At 73.9% G+C, this 17,707-nt stretch carries 15 protein-coding genes; 10 read left to right on the top strand and 5 right to left on the bottom strand.

The features are described 5' to 3' along the window. Nucleotides 1-64 precede the first annotated feature (64 nt). Entirely contained in the window at nt 65-2,650 is a 2,586-nt protein-coding gene (locus tag GOBS_RS15500) for a RelA/SpoT family protein (protein WP_012949207.1), read from the top strand. Nucleotides 2,651-2,811: 161 nt separating this feature from the next. Here GOBS_RS15500 and GOBS_RS15495 read toward each other — a convergent pair whose 3' ends face one another. From GOBS_RS15495 to GOBS_RS15485, 3 genes are read right to left on the bottom strand one after another with little or no spacing between them, the layout of a single operon-like run. Then, nucleotides 2,812-3,471, bottom strand: coding sequence for a methyltransferase domain-containing protein (locus tag GOBS_RS15495; RefSeq protein WP_012949206.1), 660 nt, complete (start codon nt 3,469-3,471; stop codon nt 2,812-2,814). Then, nucleotides 3,471-4,184, bottom strand: coding sequence for a peptidylprolyl isomerase (locus tag GOBS_RS15490; RefSeq protein ID WP_012949205.1), 714 nt, complete (start codon nt 4,182-4,184; stop codon nt 3,471-3,473). Before GOBS_RS15490 ends, GOBS_RS15495 begins: the two co-directional genes overlap by 1 nt. Next, the gene (locus GOBS_RS15485) at nt 4,181-5,008 is read right to left on the bottom strand and encodes a peptidylprolyl isomerase (RefSeq protein ID WP_012949204.1); all 828 of its coding nucleotides are present in this window, start codon (nt 5,006-5,008) and stop codon (nt 4,181-4,183) included. The genes GOBS_RS15490 and GOBS_RS15485 overlap by 4 nt, the downstream gene beginning before the upstream one ends. Before the next feature lie 151 nt (nt 5,009-5,159). On the opposite strand from GOBS_RS15485, the gene GOBS_RS15480 reads away from it, so the two are divergent. The 4 genes from GOBS_RS15480 to aspS all read left to right on the top strand — a co-directional run bounded on the left by GOBS_RS15480 (nt 5,160) and on the right by aspS (nt 10,005). After that, nucleotides 5,160-5,855 carry an MBL fold metallo-hydrolase gene (locus GOBS_RS15480; protein ID WP_012949203.1) on the top strand — a complete coding sequence of 232 codons (696 nt, stop codon included), beginning with the start codon at nt 5,160-5,162 and terminating at the stop codon, nt 5,853-5,855. 103 nt (nt 5,856-5,958) lie between these two features. Then, complete coding sequence (gene hisS / locus GOBS_RS15475; protein WP_012949202.1) at nt 5,959-7,221, top strand: histidine--tRNA ligase; 1,263 nt, start codon at nt 5,959-5,961, stop codon at nt 7,219-7,221. Between the two features lie 5 nt (nt 7,222-7,226). Further along, nucleotides 7,227-8,207: an aldo/keto reductase gene (locus tag GOBS_RS15470; protein ID WP_012949201.1), complete on the top strand. Its 981-nt coding sequence runs from the start codon at nt 7,227-7,229 to the stop codon at nt 8,205-8,207. 22 nt (nt 8,208-8,229) lie between these two features. Further along, entirely contained in the window at nt 8,230-10,005 is a 1,776-nt protein-coding gene (aspS, locus tag GOBS_RS15465) for an aspartate--tRNA ligase (RefSeq protein ID WP_012949200.1), read from the top strand. A gap of 87 nt (nt 10,006-10,092) precedes the next feature. Here aspS and GOBS_RS15460 read toward each other — a convergent pair whose 3' ends face one another. Beyond that, a complete protein-coding gene (locus GOBS_RS15460) occupies nt 10,093-10,962 on the bottom strand; it encodes a hypothetical protein (RefSeq protein ID WP_012949199.1) in 870 nt (289 codons plus the stop codon). Nucleotides 10,963-11,134: 172 nt separating this feature from the next. Further along, the gene (locus GOBS_RS15455; RefSeq protein ID WP_012949198.1) at nt 11,135-11,992 is read right to left on the bottom strand and encodes an aldo/keto reductase; all 858 of its coding nucleotides are present in this window, start codon (nt 11,990-11,992) and stop codon (nt 11,135-11,137) included. 36 nt (nt 11,993-12,028) lie between these two features. Between GOBS_RS15455 and GOBS_RS15450 the strand changes: the two genes are divergently transcribed. From GOBS_RS15450 to ruvX, 5 genes are all read left to right on the top strand, one after another. Continuing rightward, nucleotides 12,029-13,366, top strand: a complete 1,338-nt coding sequence (locus GOBS_RS15450; RefSeq protein WP_012949197.1) for a replication-associated recombination protein A — start codon at nt 12,029-12,031, stop codon at nt 13,364-13,366. A gap of 177 nt (nt 13,367-13,543) precedes the next feature. Further along, a complete protein-coding gene (locus GOBS_RS15445) occupies nt 13,544-13,969 on the top strand; it encodes a DUF948 domain-containing protein (protein WP_012949196.1) in 426 nt (141 codons plus the stop codon). Beyond that, a complete protein-coding gene (locus tag GOBS_RS15440) occupies nt 13,969-14,247 on the top strand; it encodes a hypothetical protein (protein ID WP_012949195.1) in 279 nt (92 codons plus the stop codon). Before GOBS_RS15445 ends, GOBS_RS15440 begins: the two co-directional genes overlap by 1 nt. Before the next feature lie 59 nt (nt 14,248-14,306). Beyond that, nucleotides 14,307-17,000 (top strand): alanine--tRNA ligase, encoded by a 2,694-nt coding sequence (alaS, locus tag GOBS_RS15435; protein WP_012949194.1) that lies wholly within the window; start codon nt 14,307-14,309, stop codon nt 16,998-17,000. Between the two features lie 5 nt (nt 17,001-17,005). Beyond that, nucleotides 17,006-17,674, top strand: coding sequence for a Holliday junction resolvase RuvX (gene ruvX, locus GOBS_RS15430; RefSeq protein WP_012949193.1), 669 nt, complete (start codon nt 17,006-17,008; stop codon nt 17,672-17,674). The last annotated feature ends 33 nt before the right edge of the window (nt 17,675-17,707 follow it).

The raw sequence follows: 17,707 nt of genomic DNA, 5'->3' as shown, positions 1-17,707 counted from the left end.
CGAGCAGGGGCTCCCCGTCTAGCATGGGGAGGGTCACCCGTCCACCGGCTGAGCAGGAGTCGCCATGGGCCCCGACGCCGCCACCAACGTGGCTGCCGCGCGGCCCGACGCGCCGGCCCTGCCGGCCAGGGATGGAGCGCCGGCCCTGCCGGCCGGGGATGGAGCGCCGGCCCTGACGGCCGGGGATGGAGCGCCGGCCCTGACGGCCAGGGATGGAGCGCCGGCCCTGCCGGTGGGGGAGGGAACTCCGGCCCTGCCCCCGGGCGCCGACACCGTCGACGGGGCCGAGCGCCCGCCGCTGCCGAGCCGCCCGCTGGTCCGCCGTCCGGACGACGTGGGCACCGAGCCCCCCGGCGAGCAGGACCCGCAGGGCGGTGCAAGCCGCCGCCGGGTGCGCGACCGGCTGGCCCGGCGCATCGTCGCCGGCCAGCGCAGCACGGTGGTCCGTCCGGTGCTCGAGCCGCTGGCGGTGCTCCACCGGCAGAGTCACCCCAAGGCCGACCTCGCCCTCCTCCAGCGCGCCTACGACGTCGCCGAGGCGGCGCACGCGACGCAGAAGCGCAAGAGCGGCGACCCCTACATCACCCACCCGCTGGCCGTGGCCACCATCCTGGCCGGGTTGGGCATGGACACCACCACGCTGGTCGCGGCGCTGCTGCACGACACGGTCGAGGACACCGGCCAGACGCTGGAGTCGATCAGAGAGGCGTTCGGCCCCGAGGTCGCCCACCTCGTCGACGGCGTCACCAAGATCGACCGGGTCAAGCTCGGGGACGCCGCCCAGGCCGAGACGATCCGCAAGATGATCGTGGCGATGGCCCGCGACCCCCGGGTGCTGGTCATCAAGCTCGCCGACCGGCTGCACAACATGCGCACGCTGCGCTTCCTCCCGCCGGAGAAGCAGGAGAGGAAGGCGCGCGAGACGCTGGAGATCCTCGCCCCGCTGGCCCACCGGCTGGGCATGAACACCATCAAGTGGGAGCTCGAGGACCTCGCGTTCGCCACGCTCTACCCCAAGCGCTACGACGAGATCGTGCGGCTGGTCGCCGAGCGGGCGCCGTCGCGGGACACCTACCTCGCCGAGGTCACCGCGGCGGTCACCGACCAGCTCAAGGCGGCCGGCATCCCGGCCGTCGTCACCGGCCGGCCCAAGCACTACTACTCGATCTACCAGAAGATGATCGTCCGCGGCCGGGACTTCACCGACATCTGGGACCTCGTCGGCATCCGGATCCTGGTCGACTCGGTCCGCGACTGCTACGCGGCGCTGGGCATCATGCACGCGCACTGGCAGCCGGTGCCCGGCCGGTTCAAGGACTTCGTCGCGATGCCGAAGTTCAACATGTACCAGTCGCTGCACACGACGGTGATCGGGCCGCAGGGCAAGCCGGTCGAGCTGCAGATCCGCACCCACGACATGCACCGCACCGCCGAGTACGGCATCGCCGCGCACTGGAAGTACAAGGAGAAGGCGAGGCCCGGGGGCAAGACCGGTGACGGTGGGTCCCGGGGAGCCAAGACCGGCTCGCCCGACGACATGCTGTGGCTGCGCCAGCTGCTGGACTGGCAGCGGGAGGCGCAGGAGCCCGGCGAGTTCCTGGAGACGCTGCGCTACGACCTCGGTCCGCAGGAGGTCTTCGTCTTCACGCCGAAGGGCGACGTGGTGAGCCTGCCGGGCAACGCCACCCCGGTCGACTTCGCCTACGCGGTGCACACCGAGGTCGGTCACCGGTGCATCGGCGCCCGCGTCAACGGCACGCTGGTCTCGCTGGACAGCAAGCTCGGCAACGGCGACGTCGTGGAGATCTTCACGTCCAAGTCACCGACCGCCGGGCCCTCGCAGGACTGGCTGGCGTTCGTCGGCTCGTCCCGCGCGCGGACCAAGATCCGCCAGTGGTTCACCAAGGAGCGCCGCGAGGACGCCGTCGAGGCGGGCAAGGAGGCGCTGACCCGGGCGATGCGCAAGGCGGGCCTGCCGCTGCAGCGGCTGCTCCGCGACGACGCGCTGGCCACCCTGGCCAAGGACCTGCGCTACGCCGACGTCACCGCGCTGTACGCCGCGGTGGGGGAGAACCAGATCTCCGCGTCGTCGATCGTCGAGAAGCTCATCGCCGCGTTGGGTGGCACCGAGGGCGCGGTCGAGGACATCGCCGAGACGACCATCCCGATGCGCCGCCCGGTGCACCGCCGCTCCTCCGGCGGCGACCCGGGCATCGTCGTCCACGGCATGACCGACGTGTGGGCCAAGCTCGCCAAGTGCTGCACACCGGTACCCGGGGACGCCGTCCTGGGCTTCGTGACCCGCGGCGGCGGGGTGAGCGTGCACCGCACCGACTGCACCAACGCCGCCGACCTCGAGCGCAAGCCCGAGCGCCTCGTCGAGGTGGAGTGGGCCTCGCAGCCGGGCTCGGTGTTCCTGGTGGCCATCCAGGTGGAGGCGCTGGACCGGCACCGGCTGCTCTCCGACGTCACCAAGGCGCTGGCCGACGAGCGGGTGAACATCCTGTCGGCGTCGGTGCAGACCAGCCGCGACCGCGTGGCCGTCAGCCGGTTCACCTTCGAGCTGGCCGACCCGGCGCACCTGGGGGCGGTGCTGCAGACGGTGCGCAACGTCGACGGCGTCTTCGACGTCGAGCGCGTCACCGCCTGACGGCCGGATCGGCTGTCTCGCACGCCTGGTGGGCCCGAACCGGGCGGGATCGCTGATCTCACCGGAGGACGACTGGCTGGCCGACGCCGGGCTCTTCGGCTCGCGCCCGGCGATCAGGCCGGAGCCGCTGACCCGGCTGCGCGGCGGGGGACCGACGCCCGTCAGCCTGCCGCCAGCCGGGTGGCGGTCATCGCGTACAGCGGGTCACCGACGCCCCACGGCGTTCGCAGCTCGACCTGCGGCTCGTCGAACAGGCCCGTACGGCGGACCAGCTCGGCGACGACCCGGCCGTGCTGGTCGTCGTCGGTGGCCAGCCAGCCGCGGACGGCCTTGGTGGGGAAGCACCGGTTGGAGAAGCTGATCGCCAGCGGGCCGCCGGGTCGCAGCACGCGCCCGACGTCGGCCAGCACCTCGATGGGCCGGGTCAGGTAGTCGATCGACACGCAGCAGACGACCGCGTCGACGTCGGCGTCGGGGAGCGGGACCCGCGGGTCGGCGTTGAGGTCGTGCACCACCCGCTCCGTGGCCGCCGGGTTGGCCGCCAGCTCGTCGGCGTTCATGCCGAGCACGACGAGCTCCGACGGCGGCGTCCGGAAGTGCGAGACCCACGACGACATCAGGTCGAGCACCCGCCGGGGTCCGGGCGCGGACCCGTCGATGGACAGCTCGGCGTAGAGGTCGCCCACCGCGGCGATCGCGGCGTCGTCGATGTGCGTCACGAGCCGGCTCGGGGTGTAGAAGACCCCGTCCGCACGGTCGTCGGCGCGGTCGAAGAAGCCCGGCGGGAAGCCCGCGTAGCGGTCGTCCTCGCCCGGTGACATCAGCCGGCGACGGTGACGGACTCGATGGTCACCGGGACGTTCGGGGCGCCGCCTCCCGGGCTCGGGTCCAGCGAGCCGTCGTTGCCGTTGGCCGCGACCTGGTCGAGCACCTCGAGCCCGGCCTCGTCGACGGTGCCCACGACGGTGTAGGACGGCGGCAGCCGGCTGTCGCCCCACACCAGGAAGAACTGGCTGCCGTCGAAGCCCTGACCGCTGTTGGCCATCGCGACGGTGCCGCGCGGGTAGGTCTCCTCGCCGGTCACCTCGGTCGGCGAGGTGTAGGTCGGCCCACCCGCACCGGTGCCGGTCGGGTCGCCGCACTGCAGTACCTGCAGCCCCTGGCTGTCGACCTCGCGGTGGCAGGGGGTGTCGTCGAAGTAGTCCTGCTCGGTGAGGTGCACCAGGCTGGCGGCGGCGCACGGGGTGGCCGCCCGGTCCAGGGTGACGGTGAGCTCGCCCAGGTTGGTCGTCATCAGCAGGTCGGTGGTGCCGGCGGCGGGGACGACGTCCTCCGGTGGGGCCACCTCCGTGAGGTAGGGGTTGGCCGAGGAGCCCTCGCCCCACTCGCAGGTCACCGTGCCGGATGCCGCCGTTCCGCCGGCACCCGAGCCGTTGGCGCCGTCCTGCCCGCCCTCGGCGGAGGAGTCGCCGCAGGCGGTCAGCGCGAGCAGCGCCCCGGCCAGGCCGGCCGCCGCGTGCAGGCGCCGGCTCACGCGGCCACCGTCAGCGACTGGATGCGGACCTCCTGGGTGGGCGCACCGTCGCCCGGGCCGTTGCTGCCGTCGTTGCCGTTGGCGGCGATGGCGGCGAGCGTCGCCAGGCCCGCCTCGTCGATGGTGCCGAGGACGGTGTAGGACGGCGGCAGCTGGCTGTCGCCGTGGACGAGGAAGAACTGGCTGCCGTCGAAGCCCTGACCGCTGTTGGCCATGGCCACCGTGCCGCGCGGGTAGGTCTCGTCGCCGGTGACCTGGGTCGGGAACTCGTACGCCGGGCCGCCGGCGCCGGTGCCGCTCGGGTCACCGCACTGCAGGACCGCGAGGCCCTCCGAGTCGGTCTCCCGGTGGCAGGCCGTGTCGTCGAAGTAGCCCTGGCCGGCCAGGTACACCATGCTCGCCACCGCGCACGGGGCGTTGGCGTTGTCCAGCGTGAGGCCGATCGGGCCGACGTTCGTGGTGATGTCGACCTCGGTGGTGCCGGCCGGCGCCACCTCGACCGGCGGGGTGCCGGTGTCGGCCTGCAGGTTCGGGTTGGCGGTGGTGTCGGCCGGCGTCCAGTCGCAGGTGCCGTCGCTGCCGTCGACGACGCCCGGCGTGGCCGGGGCGGTCGGCGCGGGCGTGGGCTCCGCGGCGGCGGGGTCGGCGTCGTCGCCGCCGATCCCGGTGATCAGCAGCACGGTGGCGACGACGAGCACGACCGCGGCGGCGGTGACCCCGATCAGCAGGTTGCGACGGCGCTTGCGCGCCAGCTCGGCGCGGCGTTCCAGTTGGCGCTGCAGGCGCCGCTGGGCGGCCTCCCGCCGCTGCTTGTTGCTCGGCACGGGTGGTACTCCTCGAGACGCACGGCTGCGGGGGGACGTCCGGGTGCGCCCGCACCCCGCTGGTCGGAGCCCCGAGTCTAGGTGCCGGGCCTGACCGTTCCCGGCAGTGAGAGGCCCGGAGCGGCGCGGAGGCCCCGCGTAACCTGCACGGGTGCTCATCCGCTCGTTCCCGGCCGGCGCGTTCGGCACCAACTGCTACGCCGTCGCCCCCGGGCCCCGGCAGGAGTGCGTGGTGGTCGACCCCGGCATGGACGCCGTCGAGCCGCTGGCCGGGATGCTGGCCGACGACGGCCTCAAGCCGGTCGCCGTCGTGCTCACCCACGGCCACCTCGACCACACCTTCTCCGTGCTGCCGGTCTGCGACGGCTACGACATCCCCGCCTACCTGCACCCCGCCGACAGCGGCATGCTGTCCGACCCCGCGCGCTGGCACGGCCCGCAGCTGGCCCCGCTGATCACCGGTGTCCGGCTGCCCGACCCCGCCGACGTCAAGCCGCTGGACGACGGCGCGGTGCTGTCGCTGGCCGGTGTCGAGCTGACGGTGCGGCACGCGCCGGGGCACACCCGGGGCTCGGTCGTCTTCTCCTTCGACCTCGGCAGGAACTTCGACGGGGCCCCGGGACTGCTGGCCGGCGACGTGCTCTTCGCCGGCTCGGTGGGCCGGGTCGACCTGCCCGGCGGGTCGTGGGAGGACATGCTGCGCTCGCTGCAGGACGTCGTCCTGCCGCTGGAGGACGAGACGGTGGTGCTGCCCGGGCACGGCCCCGCCACCACGATCGGCCGGGAGCGGGCGACGAACCCCTATCTGGCCCAGGCCGCGAGCGCTCCCAAGGGACGCGGGCTGTGAGAGCGACGGGCGAAGGAGCATCGCCGCGTGCTGGGGGCACCTCCCGCTTGCGGGGGACAGCGACCGAGGAGCGGATCGTGTCCGGAGCCGAACGGGAGGCATGGTGACCGGCTTGACCGCCCCGAAGGGCACCTTCGACGTCCTGCCGCCGGAGTCCGAGCGGTTCCTCGCCGTCCGCGAGACGCTGACCGCGCCGCTGCGGCGGGCCGGCTACGGCTACGTCGAGACGCCGGTGTTCGAGCACACGGAGGTGTTCTCCCGCGGCGTGGGGGAGTCGACCGACGTCGTGACGAAGGAGATGTACACCTTCGACGACCGCGGCGGCCGGTCGCTCACCCTGCGCCCGGAGCTCACCGCCGGGCTGATGCGGGCCTTCATCGAGCACCGCCTGCACACCGGCGCGCTGCCGGTGAAGCTGTGGACGGTCGGCTCGGCGTTCCGCTACGAGCGCCCGCAGGCCGGCCGCTACCGCCACTTCACCCAGGTCGACATGGAGGCGCTCGGCGTCGACGACCCGGCGCTGGACGCCGAGGTGGTGGCGCTGGGCGTGCAGGGCTTCCGCGACCTGGGGCTCACCGACTTCGAGCTGCTGCTGACCTCGCTGGGCGACGCGACCTGCCGCCCGCAGTACCGCGAACAGCTCGTCACCTACCTGGACAAGCTGGACCTGGACGAGGAGACCCGGCGGCGCGCGGCGATCAACCCGCTGCGGGTGCTCGACGACAAACGGCCGGAGGTCCAGGCGCAGCTGGACGACGCGCCGCTGATGGTCGACCACCTCTCGGACTCCACCAGGGCGCACTACGACGCCGTCCGCCAGCACCTGACCGACCTCGGCGTGACCTGGACCGAGGCGCCGCGGCTGGTGCGGGGGCTGGACTACTACACGAAGACGACGTTCGAGTTCGTGCACCACGGGCTCGGCGCGCAGTCGGCGATCGGTGGCGGCGGGCGCTACGACGGCCTGTCGGCCGCGCTCGGCGGCCCGGACGTCTCCGGCATCGGCTACGCCGTCGGCGTCGACCGCACCCTGTTGGCGGTCCAGGCCGAGGGCCTCGACGTCGGGACGGCGACGGGCGTGCAGGCGTTCGTCGTCCCGCTGGGCGAGGAGGCCAAGCGGCTGGCGGTGCGCCTGGTCGGGCAGCTGCGCGAGGCCGGCGTCTCCGCGGACACCGTCTACGGCGGGCGCGGGCTCAAGGGCGCGATGAAGGCCGCCGACCGGTCGGGCGCCTCGCACGTCGTCGTCATCGGCGAACGGGACCTGGCCGAGGGCGTCGGCCAGCTCAAGGACATGCGCACCGGCGAGCAGCGCCCCGTCCCCGTGGGCGAGCTGTTCGACGCGGTGCGTGCGAGCGTGGGGGAGTGACTTCCATGGAGCAGCGGCCACTGGGCCGGACGGGTGCCGACGTCAGCGTCGTCGGCCTGGGCACCTGGCAGCTGGGCGGTGACTGGGGGGACGTCGACGACGACAGCGCGGCCGAGGTCCTCGACGCCGCGCTCGACGCCGGGGTCACCCTGCTCGACACCGCCGACGTCTACGGCGACGGCCGCTCGGAGGAGCGCATCCGCCAGGCGCTGGTGGCCCGCCCGGACCGTCCGTTCGTCGCCACCAAGGCCGGCCGCCGCGCCGATCCGTTCGAGGCGGCGCAGTACACACCCGAGAACCTGCGGGCCTGGATCGACCGCTCACGCCGCAACCTGGGCGTCGAGACCCTCGACCTGGTGCAGCTGCACTGCCCGCCGCCGGCGGTATACAGCGACCACCGGGTGTACGACGCGCTCGACGCGATGGTGGCCGACGGTGCGATCGCCGCCTACGGCGTGTCCGTGGAGACCGTCGCCGAGGGGATGACCGCGCTGGAGCACCCCGGCGTGCAGACCATCCAGGTGATCCTCAACGTCTTCCGGCGCAAGCCGCTGGAGGAACTGCTGCCCGCGGCCGCCAAGGCCGGCGTCGGCGTCCTCGCCCGGGTGCCGCTGGCCAGCGGCCTGCTGACCGGCAAGTACGACGAGTCGACGACGTTCGCACCCGACGACCACCGGAACTTCAACCGCAACGGCGAGGCCTTCGACGTCGGTGAGACCTTCTCCGGTGTGCCGTTCGAGGTGGGCGTGGCCGCCGCCCGCGAGGTCGCCGCGATCGCCGGGGACGCGCCCACGGCGGCGTTCGCGCTGCGCTGGGTGATCGACCAGCCGGGCGTCACCACGGTGATCCCCGGCGCGCGGACCGTCGAGCAGGTCCGCGGGAACGTCGCCGCCGCCGAGCTGCCCCCGCTCACCGACGCCCAGCTCTCCGACCTCGAGCGCGTCTACGACGAGCGCATCCGCGCCCACGTCCACGACCGCTGGTGACTTCCACCCGAAAGGCCGTCTAGTGCTCCGCACCCACGACGCCGGAACGCTGCGCGCGTCCGACGCCGGTTCCCCCGTCACCCTCGCCGGCTGGGTGGCCCGCCGCCGCGACCACGGCGGCGTCGTCTTCGTCGACCTGCGCGACGCCTCGGGCTACGTCCAGGTCGTCGTCCGCGAGGAGGAGGCGCACGCCCTCCGCAACGAGTTCTGCGTGCTGGTCACCGGCGAGGTGCGACGCCGTCCGGAGGGCAACGAGAACCCGGAGCTGCCGACCGGTGAGATCGAGGTGGCCGCGGCCGAGCTCCGGGTGCTGTCGTCCGCGGCGCCGCTGCCGTTCCCCATCGAGACCGACCAGGCCGCCTCGGACGACGTCCGGTACAGGTACCGCTACCTCGACCTGCGCCGGCAGGGCCCGGCCCGGGTGCTGCGGCTGCGCTCGGAGGTCAACCGGGTCGCCCGCGGGGTCATGGCCCAGCACGGCTTCGTCGAGGTCGAGACGCCGGACCTGACCCGCTCGACGCCGGAGGGCGCCCGCGACTTCGTCGTCCCGGTGCGGCTGCAGCCGGGCAAGTGGTACGCGCTGCCGCAGTCCCCGCAGCTGTTCAAGCAGCTGCTGATGATCGGTGGCCTGGAGCGCTACTACCAGATCGCCCGCTGCTTCCGGGACGAGGACTTCCGTGCCGACCGGCAGCCGGAGTTCACCCAACTGGACTTCGAGATGAGCTTCGTCGACCGCGACGACGTCCTGGCGGTCGTGGAGGACGTCGTCCGTGCGCTGTGGCGCGAGCTGGCCGCCTACGAGGTCCCCGAGATCCCGCGGATGAGCTACCGCGAGGCGATGGACCGCTTCGGCTCGGACAAGCCCGACCTGCGGTTCGGCATCGAGCTGACCGAGCTCACCTCCTACTTCGCCGAGACCCCGTTCCGGGTGTTCCAGACGCCCTACGTCGGCGCGATCGTGATGCCCGCCGGCGGGTCGCAGCCGCGGCGGGCGTTCGACGCGTGGCAGGACTGGGCGAAGTCCCGCGGGCACCGGGGCCTGGCCTACGTGACGATCGCCGAGGACGGCACGCTGGGCGGCCCGGTCGCCAAGAACATCTCCGAGGCGGAGCGTTCCGGGCTGGTCGAGGCGGTCGGGGCGCAGCCGGGCGACTGCGTGTTCTTCGCCGCGGGCGCGCGCCGGCAGGCGCAGGAGCTGCTCGGTGCGGCGCGCAACGAGATCGCCCGCCGGCTGGAGCTGATCGAGCCGGGCTCCTGGTCGTTCCTCTTCGTCGTCGACTTCCCGATGTTCGAGGAGACCGAGGACGGCGAGTGGACCTTCATGCACCACCCGTTCACCTCGCCCACCTCCGAGTGGCGGGACCGCTTCGCCGAGGACAAGGGCGCCGCGCTGTCCGACGCCTACGACCTGGTCTGCAACGGCAACGAGCTGGCCAGCGGCTCGGTCCGCATCGCCGACCCGGACCTGCAGGAGCGGGTGTTCGAGACCCTCGGGATGTCCCGCGAGGAGGCCCGCGAGCGGTTCGGCTTCTTCCTCGAGGCCTTCGCCTACGGCCCGCCCCCGCACGCGGGCGCCGCGATCGGCTGGGACCGCACCTGCGCGCTGCTGGCCGGGGTGGAGTCGATCCGCGAGGTCATCGCCTTCCCGAAGACCGGCGCCGGCTTCGACCCGCTGACCGGTGCGCCGACGCCGATCACCGAGGCGCAGCGCAAGGAGGCCGGCATCGACGCGAAGCCCGAGGAGCCGGCCCTCCCCGGGGAGCCGGGCGCGCCCGGGCCGACCGACCCGACCCGCTGAGGTCGTTCCTGCCGCGCAACTGAGCAGTTGCGGTCGCCCCACCGCGGCGTGTCGGCGAGTGTCGGCGACCGCAACTGCTCGCTCGGCTCACCAGACCGCCCCACGACTCCGCAGCGCCCGGGCCGCCCGCTCCACGACGACCTCCGGCCGGCGGAGGTGGTGGGCGCCGTACCGGATCGTGAGCCAGCCGTCGGCAGCCATCAGCGAGTACCGGTCGAGGTCCCTGCCGAACTGTCCGCGCTCCGCGTGCTGGCGCCCCCCGTACTCGACGGCCACCCGCCACTCCGGCCAGCCGAGGTCGCTGTGCGCGACGACCCGGCCGTCGGGACTCCTGATCTCCACCTGAGGTCGAGAGTGGGGGAGGCCGGCCTCGATGAGCACGCAGCGGACCAGGCTCTCGGGTCGTGACATCGCCAGCGGGGACAGCAGCGGCGCCCACTGCCGCGCCCGGACGACGCCGCGCACGCCGTCCACCCGCGTGAGACGCCCGGACATCGAGTGCTGGTCGAGGTGCCCGGCCCGGAAGAGGGGATCGCCCACCGCCACCAGCTCGGGCGGTGGCAGGACGGCCGCGAGGTCGAGCCACGTCTGCGGCCCGCTGGTGACCGGGAGACCACGGTGGTGGATCGCGTCCTCGTCCAGGAGGTCGCGGACGTGCACCCGGATCCGGCGGCGGCGTGGTCGGTAGGTGCCCGGCGGCACGCTCACCTCCAGCGGCCAGCCGTGCGGTACGGGCGCGCCGAGCAGCGCCGCAGCAGTCCGGTGCGAGGCCACAGCGCCGGTGGGCAGAACCGGCAGGACGGCGCAGCACGCGGCGTGGACCGAGAGCGGGACGGCCCGGGACACGTAGGCGCCGCGGCTGACCCGCACGCCGTCTTCCCTGCGCTGTGCACGGGTGAGCCCGGCGTCCCGGGCGTCCTGCCAGGTGTAGGTGGGTCCCAGCTCGGAGTCGACCATGCCGCGACCGTCGTCGCGGCAGGGGCCGCGCAGGCGGCCTCAGCCGCATCGGTGGACGGGTGCACCCGCTGTGGACGGCGCCGAGTGAGCAGTGGGGGTCGCTGACGGTAGCGTGCCCGCGCGTGTCGGCGACCGCAGGTGCTCACTCGGCCCACGACACGCCCGCGGAGCGTCAAGCGGACAGGCGGGTGAGCTGCTCGGGAGTCAGCTGCAGGTTCGCGGCGGCCGCGGAGTCCTGGATGGACGACGGCCGCGAGGCGCCCGGGATCGGGACGACGACGTCGGACTGCGCCAGGTGCCAGGCCAGCGTCACCCGGTACACCGAGACGCCCAGTTCCCCGGCGACCTCCGCAAACGCCGGCGCGGTCGACGACAGCGAGCCGGCCGCCGTCACCCCGCCGAACGGGCTCCAGGGGATGAACGCCAGCCCGTGCGCCGCGCAGTGGGCCAGCTCGTCGGCGGAGAACCGCCAGCCGGGGGAGAACTGGTTCTGCACGCTCGCCAGCGACGGGCCGACGATCGAGCGGGCGACGTCGATCTGGGCGATGTCGGCGTTGGAGATGCCGACCATGCGCACCAGCCCGTCGTCGGCCAGCTGCCGCAGCGCGCCCATCGACTCCTCCCAGGGCGTCTCCGGGTCCGGCCGGTGGTACTGGTAGAGCCCGATCGCGTCGACGCCCAGCCGGCGCAGCGAGTCCTCGCACGCCTTGCGCAGGTGGGCGGGCGAGCCGTCGAGCTCCCAGTCGGTGCCGCGCCGGGTGTGCCCGCCCTTGGTCGCGACGAGCACCGACGACGTGTCGCCGCCGTAGGACGCCAGCGCCGCGGCCACCAGGGACTCGTTGTGGCCGAACTCCGCCTCGTCGCGCGCGTAGGCGTCGGCGGTGTCGATCAGGGTCACGCCGGCGTCGAGCGCGGCGTGCACCACCGCCTGCGCGTCCTCCGGTGCGGGCCGGTCGTCCTTGGTCGACAGGGGCATCGCCCCGAGCCCGATGGCACTGACGGTCCGGTCTCCGATGCGTCGCTGCTGCACGGAGGCTGTCGTGCCCCGCGGGTAGCGTTCCCACCCGTGAGTTCGCTGTTCGACGAGCCGGCGCAGGAGGCCTCCGGCGTCGACCCGGGCGCGCCGCTCGCCGTCCGCATGCGGCCGCGGTCGCTGGACGAGGTCGTCGGCCAGTCCCACCTGCTGGGCCCCCGTGCGCCGCTGCGCCGCCTGGTCGAGGCCGACGAGCCGATGTCGCTGGTCCTCTACGGCCCGCCGGGCACCGGCAAGACGACGCTGGCGCACGTCATCTCGCTGGCCACCAAGCGGCAGTTCGTGCAGCTGTCGGCCCTCGACGCCGGGGTCAAGGAGGTGCGCGCGGTCATCGCGAGCGCCAAGCGCGAGCTGACCTATGCCGGCCGGCGCACCGTGCTGTTCATCGACGAGGTGCACCGCTTCTCCAAGACCCAGCAGGACAGCCTGCTCTCGGCGGTCGAGGACCGGATCGTCAGCCTCATCGCCGCGACCACCGAGAACCCCTTCTTCTCCGTGGTGAGCCCGCTGCTGTCCCGCAGCCTGGTGCTGGCCCTGCAGCCGCTGTCGGACGACGACGTCCGCAGCCTGCTGCGCCGCGCACTCACCAGCGACCGCGGCCTCGACGGCGCGGTGACGCTGAGCCCGGAGGCCGAGGAGCACCTGGTCCGCATCGCCGGCGGCGACGGGCGCAAGGCGCTCACTGCGCTGGAGTCCGGCGCCGGAGCCGCACTGGCGGCCGGGCTGACCGAGATCGACCTCGCCACCCTGGAGACGGCGGTGGCGCAGGCCGCGGTGCGCTACGACCGGCAGGGCGACCAGCACTACGACGTCGCGAGCGCGCTCATCAAGTCGATCCGCGGCAGCGACGTCGACGCCGCGCTGCACTACCTGGCCCGCATGGTGGAGGCGGGCGAGGACCCGAGGTTCATCGCCCGCCGGCTGGTCATCTCCGCCAGCGAGGACATCGGCATGGCCGACCCGACGGCGCTGCTCACCGCGGTCGCCGCCGCGGATGCGGTGGCCTTCATCGGCATGCCGGAGGGCCACTTCCCGCTGGCCCAGGCCGTCGTCCACCTGGCCACGGCGCCGAAGTCCAACGCCGTCACCGTGGGCATGGGCGAGTCCGTCGCCGACGTGCGCGCGGGGCTCGCCGGGCCGGTGCCACCGGGGCTGCGCGACGCGCACTACGCCGGCGCGAAGAAGCTGGGCCACGGCGGGACCTACGTCTACCCGCACGCACACCCCGACGGCGTGGTGCCGCAGCAGTACCCGCCGGACGCCCTGGTGGGCAAGGACTACTACCGGCCCACGAACCGCGGCGCCGAGGCCACCATCGGCGCGCGCCTGGCCAAGCTCCGCGCCATCGTCCGGCGCGGTCGCGGAGCCTGACCGGGGTCGTCGTCCGGCGCGGCCGCTGAGCCCCCGGCGGGGCACGGACGGGCGCCGGGGCCCCCGACTACTGTGACCACGCCGGGCCGACGCCCGCCGGCGGCGCCGGCGGGGCGGACCCGGACGCCGGAGCAACCACATCGCCGAGAAGCACGGCCGAAGAACCAGGAGGACCGGGTGTCCGCAGGAGAGTGGGCCGGACTGATCGCAGCGCTGGCGCTGGTGCTGCTGGTGGTGCTGCTCGCCGTCCCGATCCTCAAGCTGGGTCGCACGCTGGACGAGGCGACGCTGACCATCCGGCAGGCGCGGGAGCAGAGCGGCCCGATCCTGAGCCAGGCGTCGACGACGGTCGCGCACGTCAACAGCAACCTCGAGCGGGTCGACGACATCACCGGCAACGCCGCCAACGTGTCGAGCAACGTCGCCGCCCTCACCAGCGTCGTCGCCGCCACCCTCGGCAGCCCGCTGATCAAGGTGGCCGCGTTCAGCTACGGCGTGCGCAGCGCCGCCCGCAAGAAGCGCGAGGGCCAGGCGCTCGCCGACGCCGCCGCCCGTGACAAGGCCGAGCGCCGCTCGCGCCGTGCCGCCCGGCGGGCCGCCTGATGCGCCGGCTGTTCTGGCTGGCGATGGGCGTCACCATCGGCGTGCTCGTCGTCCGCAAGCTGTCCGCCGCGGCGGAGAAGATGACCCCCGCCGGCATCGGCGGCTCGATCGCCGAGGGCCTGCGCGACCTGGCCGACGCCATCGGCGACTTCGGGGCCGACGTGCGCGCGGCGATGGCCGAGCGGGAGGTGGAGCTCCGCGCCGGCACCGGCCTGGACGCCCCGCTGCCCGAGGCCGGTCAGGCCCAGCTGCCCGGCCGGCACGCGACCGACCGCTGAGTCCCCTCCCCGCGGGCTGCCGCACCCCGGCCGGCCGCGCCTCCCAGACCGAGTAGGACATGCAGACCGCCGAGATCCGCCGCCGTTTCCTGGAGCACTTCGCCAGCCGCGGGCACACCGTCGTCCCCAGTGCCTCGTTGGTCTCCCCGGACCCGTCCCTGCTGTTCACCGTGGCCGGCATGGTGCCGTTCATCCCGTACCTGACCGGCCGGGAGCCGGCGCCCTACCCGCGGGCGACCAGCGTGCAGAAGTGCGTGCGCACCCTCGACATCGAGGAGGTGGGCAAGACCACCCGCCACGGCACGTTCTTCCAGATGAACGGCAACTTCTCCTTCGGCGACTACTTCAAGGAGGGGGCGATCCAGCACGCCTGGGAGCTCGTCACCGGCTCGGTGGACGACGGTGGGCTCGGCTTCGACCCGGAGAGGATCTGGGTCACCGTCTACCTGGACGACGACGAGGCCGCCGAAGCGTGGCACCGGATCGCCGGACTGCCGGTCGAGCGCATCCAGCGGCTGGGCAAGAAGGACAACTACTGGCACACCGGCCAGCCAGGCCCGGGCGGCCCCTGCAGCGAGATTTACTACGACCGGGGCCCCCAGTTCGGTCCCGACGGCGGCCCGCTGGTCGACACGGCCGGAGACCGGTTCCTGGAGATCTGGAACCTCGTCTTCATGCAGTACGAGCTCACCGACGTACGGAGCAAGGAGGACTTCCGGATCGTCGGCGAGCTGCCGAAGAAGAACATCGACACCGGCATGGGCCTGGAGCGGGTGGCCTACCTGCTGCAGGGCGTCGACAACCTCTACGAGATCGACGAGGTCGCGCCGGTGCTGCACCGGGCCGCCGAGATCGCCGGGGTCACCTACGGCGCGAAGCACGACGACGATGTCCGGCTGCGGGTCGTCGCCGACCACGTGCGCAGCGGGCTGATGCTCATCGGCGACGGCGTGACCCCCGGCAACGAGGGCCGCGGCTACATCCTGCGCCGGCTGCTGCGCCGCGCCGTCCGCTCGATGAAGCTGCTCGGCGTCGACGAGGCCACCCTGCCCGCGCTGCTGCCGGTGTCCAGGGACGCGATGAAGGCCAGCTACCCGGAGCTGGAGACCGACTTCGCCCGCATCTCGAGCGTCGCCTACGCCGAGGAGGAGGCGTTCCGTCGCACGCTGAGCTCCGGGACGGCGCTGTTCGACACCGCGGTGCGCGAGGCCCGGGCCGCGGGGACGGCGTCCCTCTCCGGTGACCAGGCGTTCTCGCTGCACGACACCTACGGCTTCCCGATCGACGTCACCCTCGAGATGGCCGCCGAGCAGGGCGTGACCGTCGACGAGGAGGGCTTCCGCGCGCTCATGCAGCAGCAGCGCGACCGGGCCCGCGCCGACGCCCGCGCCAAGAGGACCGGCTCGGTCGACGTGCTGGCCTACCGGCGGCTGCTGGCCGACCACGGGCCCACCGACTGGCGGGCCTACGACACGCTGCGCACCGACTCCCGCGTGCTCGGCCTGGTCTCCGAGCTGGCCGCCGAGGAGGGCCCGACCAGCACGCCGGCCGGCCCCGGTGAGATCACCCGCGTGGTGCTGGACCGCACGCCGTTCTACGCCGAGTCCGGTGGCCAGGTGGCCGACGCCGGCGTGCTGACCTGGGACGGCGGGCGCGCCGAGGTGCTCGACGTGCAGCGCCCGGTCAAGGGCCTGGTCGCCCACCAGGTGCGGGTGCTCGAGGGGGAGCTGCGGGAGGGCGCCGAGCTGACCGCCGAGGTCGACCGCGAGTGGCGGCTGTCGGCCTGCCAGGCGCACTCGGGCACCCACGTGGTGCACGCGGCGCTGCGCCAGGTGCTCGGCCCGCAGGCGCTGCAGTCGGGCTCCTACAACCGGCCCGGCTACCTGCGGCTGGACTTCGCCTGGCAGGGCGCGTTGTCGGCCCAGCAGCGGCACGACATCGAGGACGTCGCCAACGCCGCCGTCCGCGCCGACCACCGGGTCAGCGCCACGTACATGACGCTGCCCGAGGCGCAGGCCTTCGGCGCGCTGGCCCTGTTCGGCGAGACCTACGGCGAGCAGGTCCGCGTCGTGGAGATCGGTGGCCCGTGGTCGCGCGAGCTCTGCGGGGGCACCCACGTGCAGGGCAGCGCCCAGATCGGCACCCTCGCGCTGACCGGCGAGTCGTCGGTCGGCTCGGGCTCACGCCGGGTGGAGGCCGTCGTCGGTCTCGAGGGCTTCCGGTACCTGGCCCGCGAGCGCGACCTGGTGCGCCAGCTCGGTGAGCTGCTCAAGACGCCCACCGACGACCTGGTCGAGCGGGTCAGCGGCATGCTGGCCCGGCTCCGCGACGTCGACAAGGAGCTCGCCGAGCTGCGCGCGCAGCAGACCCTGGCCGCGGCCGGGGAGCTCGCCGCGGGCGCCCGCGACGTCGGCGGGGTGGCGGTGGTCACCGGCGCGCCGACCGGACTGGCCGGCGGGGACCTGCGCACACTGGCCCTCGACGTCCGGGGGCGGCTGTCCGCCGACCGGCCGGCGGTGGTCTTGCTCGCGTCCGAGTCCGGAGGCAAGGTGGCTCTCGTGACGGCCCTCAACCCGGCCGCACAGGCGCGCGGGCTCACCGCCAGCGACGTGTTGCGAGCCGCAGCGGCCCCGGTCGGCGGACGCGGTGGCGGCAAGCCAGACGTCGCCCAGGGGGGCGGTACCGACCCCGCGGGCATCCCAGCGGCCCTGCAGGCCGGCGAACAGGCGGTCGCGACCGCCGCAGGGAGGTGAGCGGAGTGCCCGACCAGCACCCCGACCAGACCGGTCCGGCGGGCGAGCGCCCGATGCAGGGACGGCCCGCCGTCCCCCCGTCGCGGCCGCGCGCGACACCGCCTCCGCAGCCCCCGCGGCCGGTCCACCACGCCACCGAGCAGATCGACCTGCGCGCCGGGTTCCCGCCGGTGCGGCACGAGACCGCCCAGATCGACCTGTCCGGGGGGCTGCCGGGCGGCCTGCCGATCCCGCCCCGCCCGAGGCGGCAGGGCCGCCGGCTGGGTATCGACGTCGGCACCGTGCGCGTCGGCGTGGCGATCTCCGACCCCACCGGCACCCTCGCCAGCCCGCTGGAGACGGTGCAGCGGGCCCGGGACGAGTCCGATCTCGACCGCATCGCCGCCCTCGTCGTGGAACACGAGGTGACAGAGGTGATCGTGGGGGAGCCGAGGCACCTCTCGGGTGCGTCGGGCGCGTCGGCGAAGGAGGCGCGTGCCTACTCTCGGGCACTCGCCGGGCGCATCGGCTCGGTGCCCGTGCACCTCGTCGACGAAAGGCTCTCCACCGTGACCGCAGCCAGCTCCCTCCGGGCGAACGGTCTGGACAGCCGCCGCCAGCGTCCGGTGATCGACCAGGCCGCGGCCGTGGTCATCCTCCAGGCCTATCTGGACGCGCAGCGGGAGCGCTCGTGAACGAGCTCGCGAGTTCACGCAGGGGCACAGCAC

It is taken from the genome of Geodermatophilus obscurus DSM 43160, assembly GCF_000025345.1.
Taxonomy (GTDB): domain Bacteria; phylum Actinomycetota; class Actinomycetes; order Mycobacteriales; family Geodermatophilaceae; genus Geodermatophilus; species Geodermatophilus obscurus.
This window is presented reverse-complemented; position numbering and strand designations above follow the sequence as displayed.

Coding starts and splice junctions, on each gene's coding strand:
- GOBS_RS15500 (WP_012949207.1), top strand. CDS start 65: ATGGGCCCCGACGCCGCCACCAACGTGGCTGCCGCGCGGCCCGACGCG.
- GOBS_RS15495 (WP_012949206.1), bottom strand. CDS start 3,471: ATGTCACCGGGCGAGGACGACCGCTACGCGGGCTTCCCGCCGGGCTTC.
- GOBS_RS15470 (WP_012949201.1), top strand. CDS start 7,227: ATGGAGCAGCGGCCACTGGGCCGGACGGGTGCCGACGTCAGCGTCGTC.
- GOBS_RS15460 (WP_012949199.1), bottom strand. CDS start 10,962: ATGGTCGACTCCGAGCTGGGACCCACCTACACCTGGCAGGACGCCCGG.
- GOBS_RS15440 (WP_012949195.1), top strand. CDS start 13,969: ATGCGCCGGCTGTTCTGGCTGGCGATGGGCGTCACCATCGGCGTGCTC.
- alaS (WP_012949194.1), top strand. CDS start 14,307: ATGCAGACCGCCGAGATCCGCCGCCGTTTCCTGGAGCACTTCGCCAGC.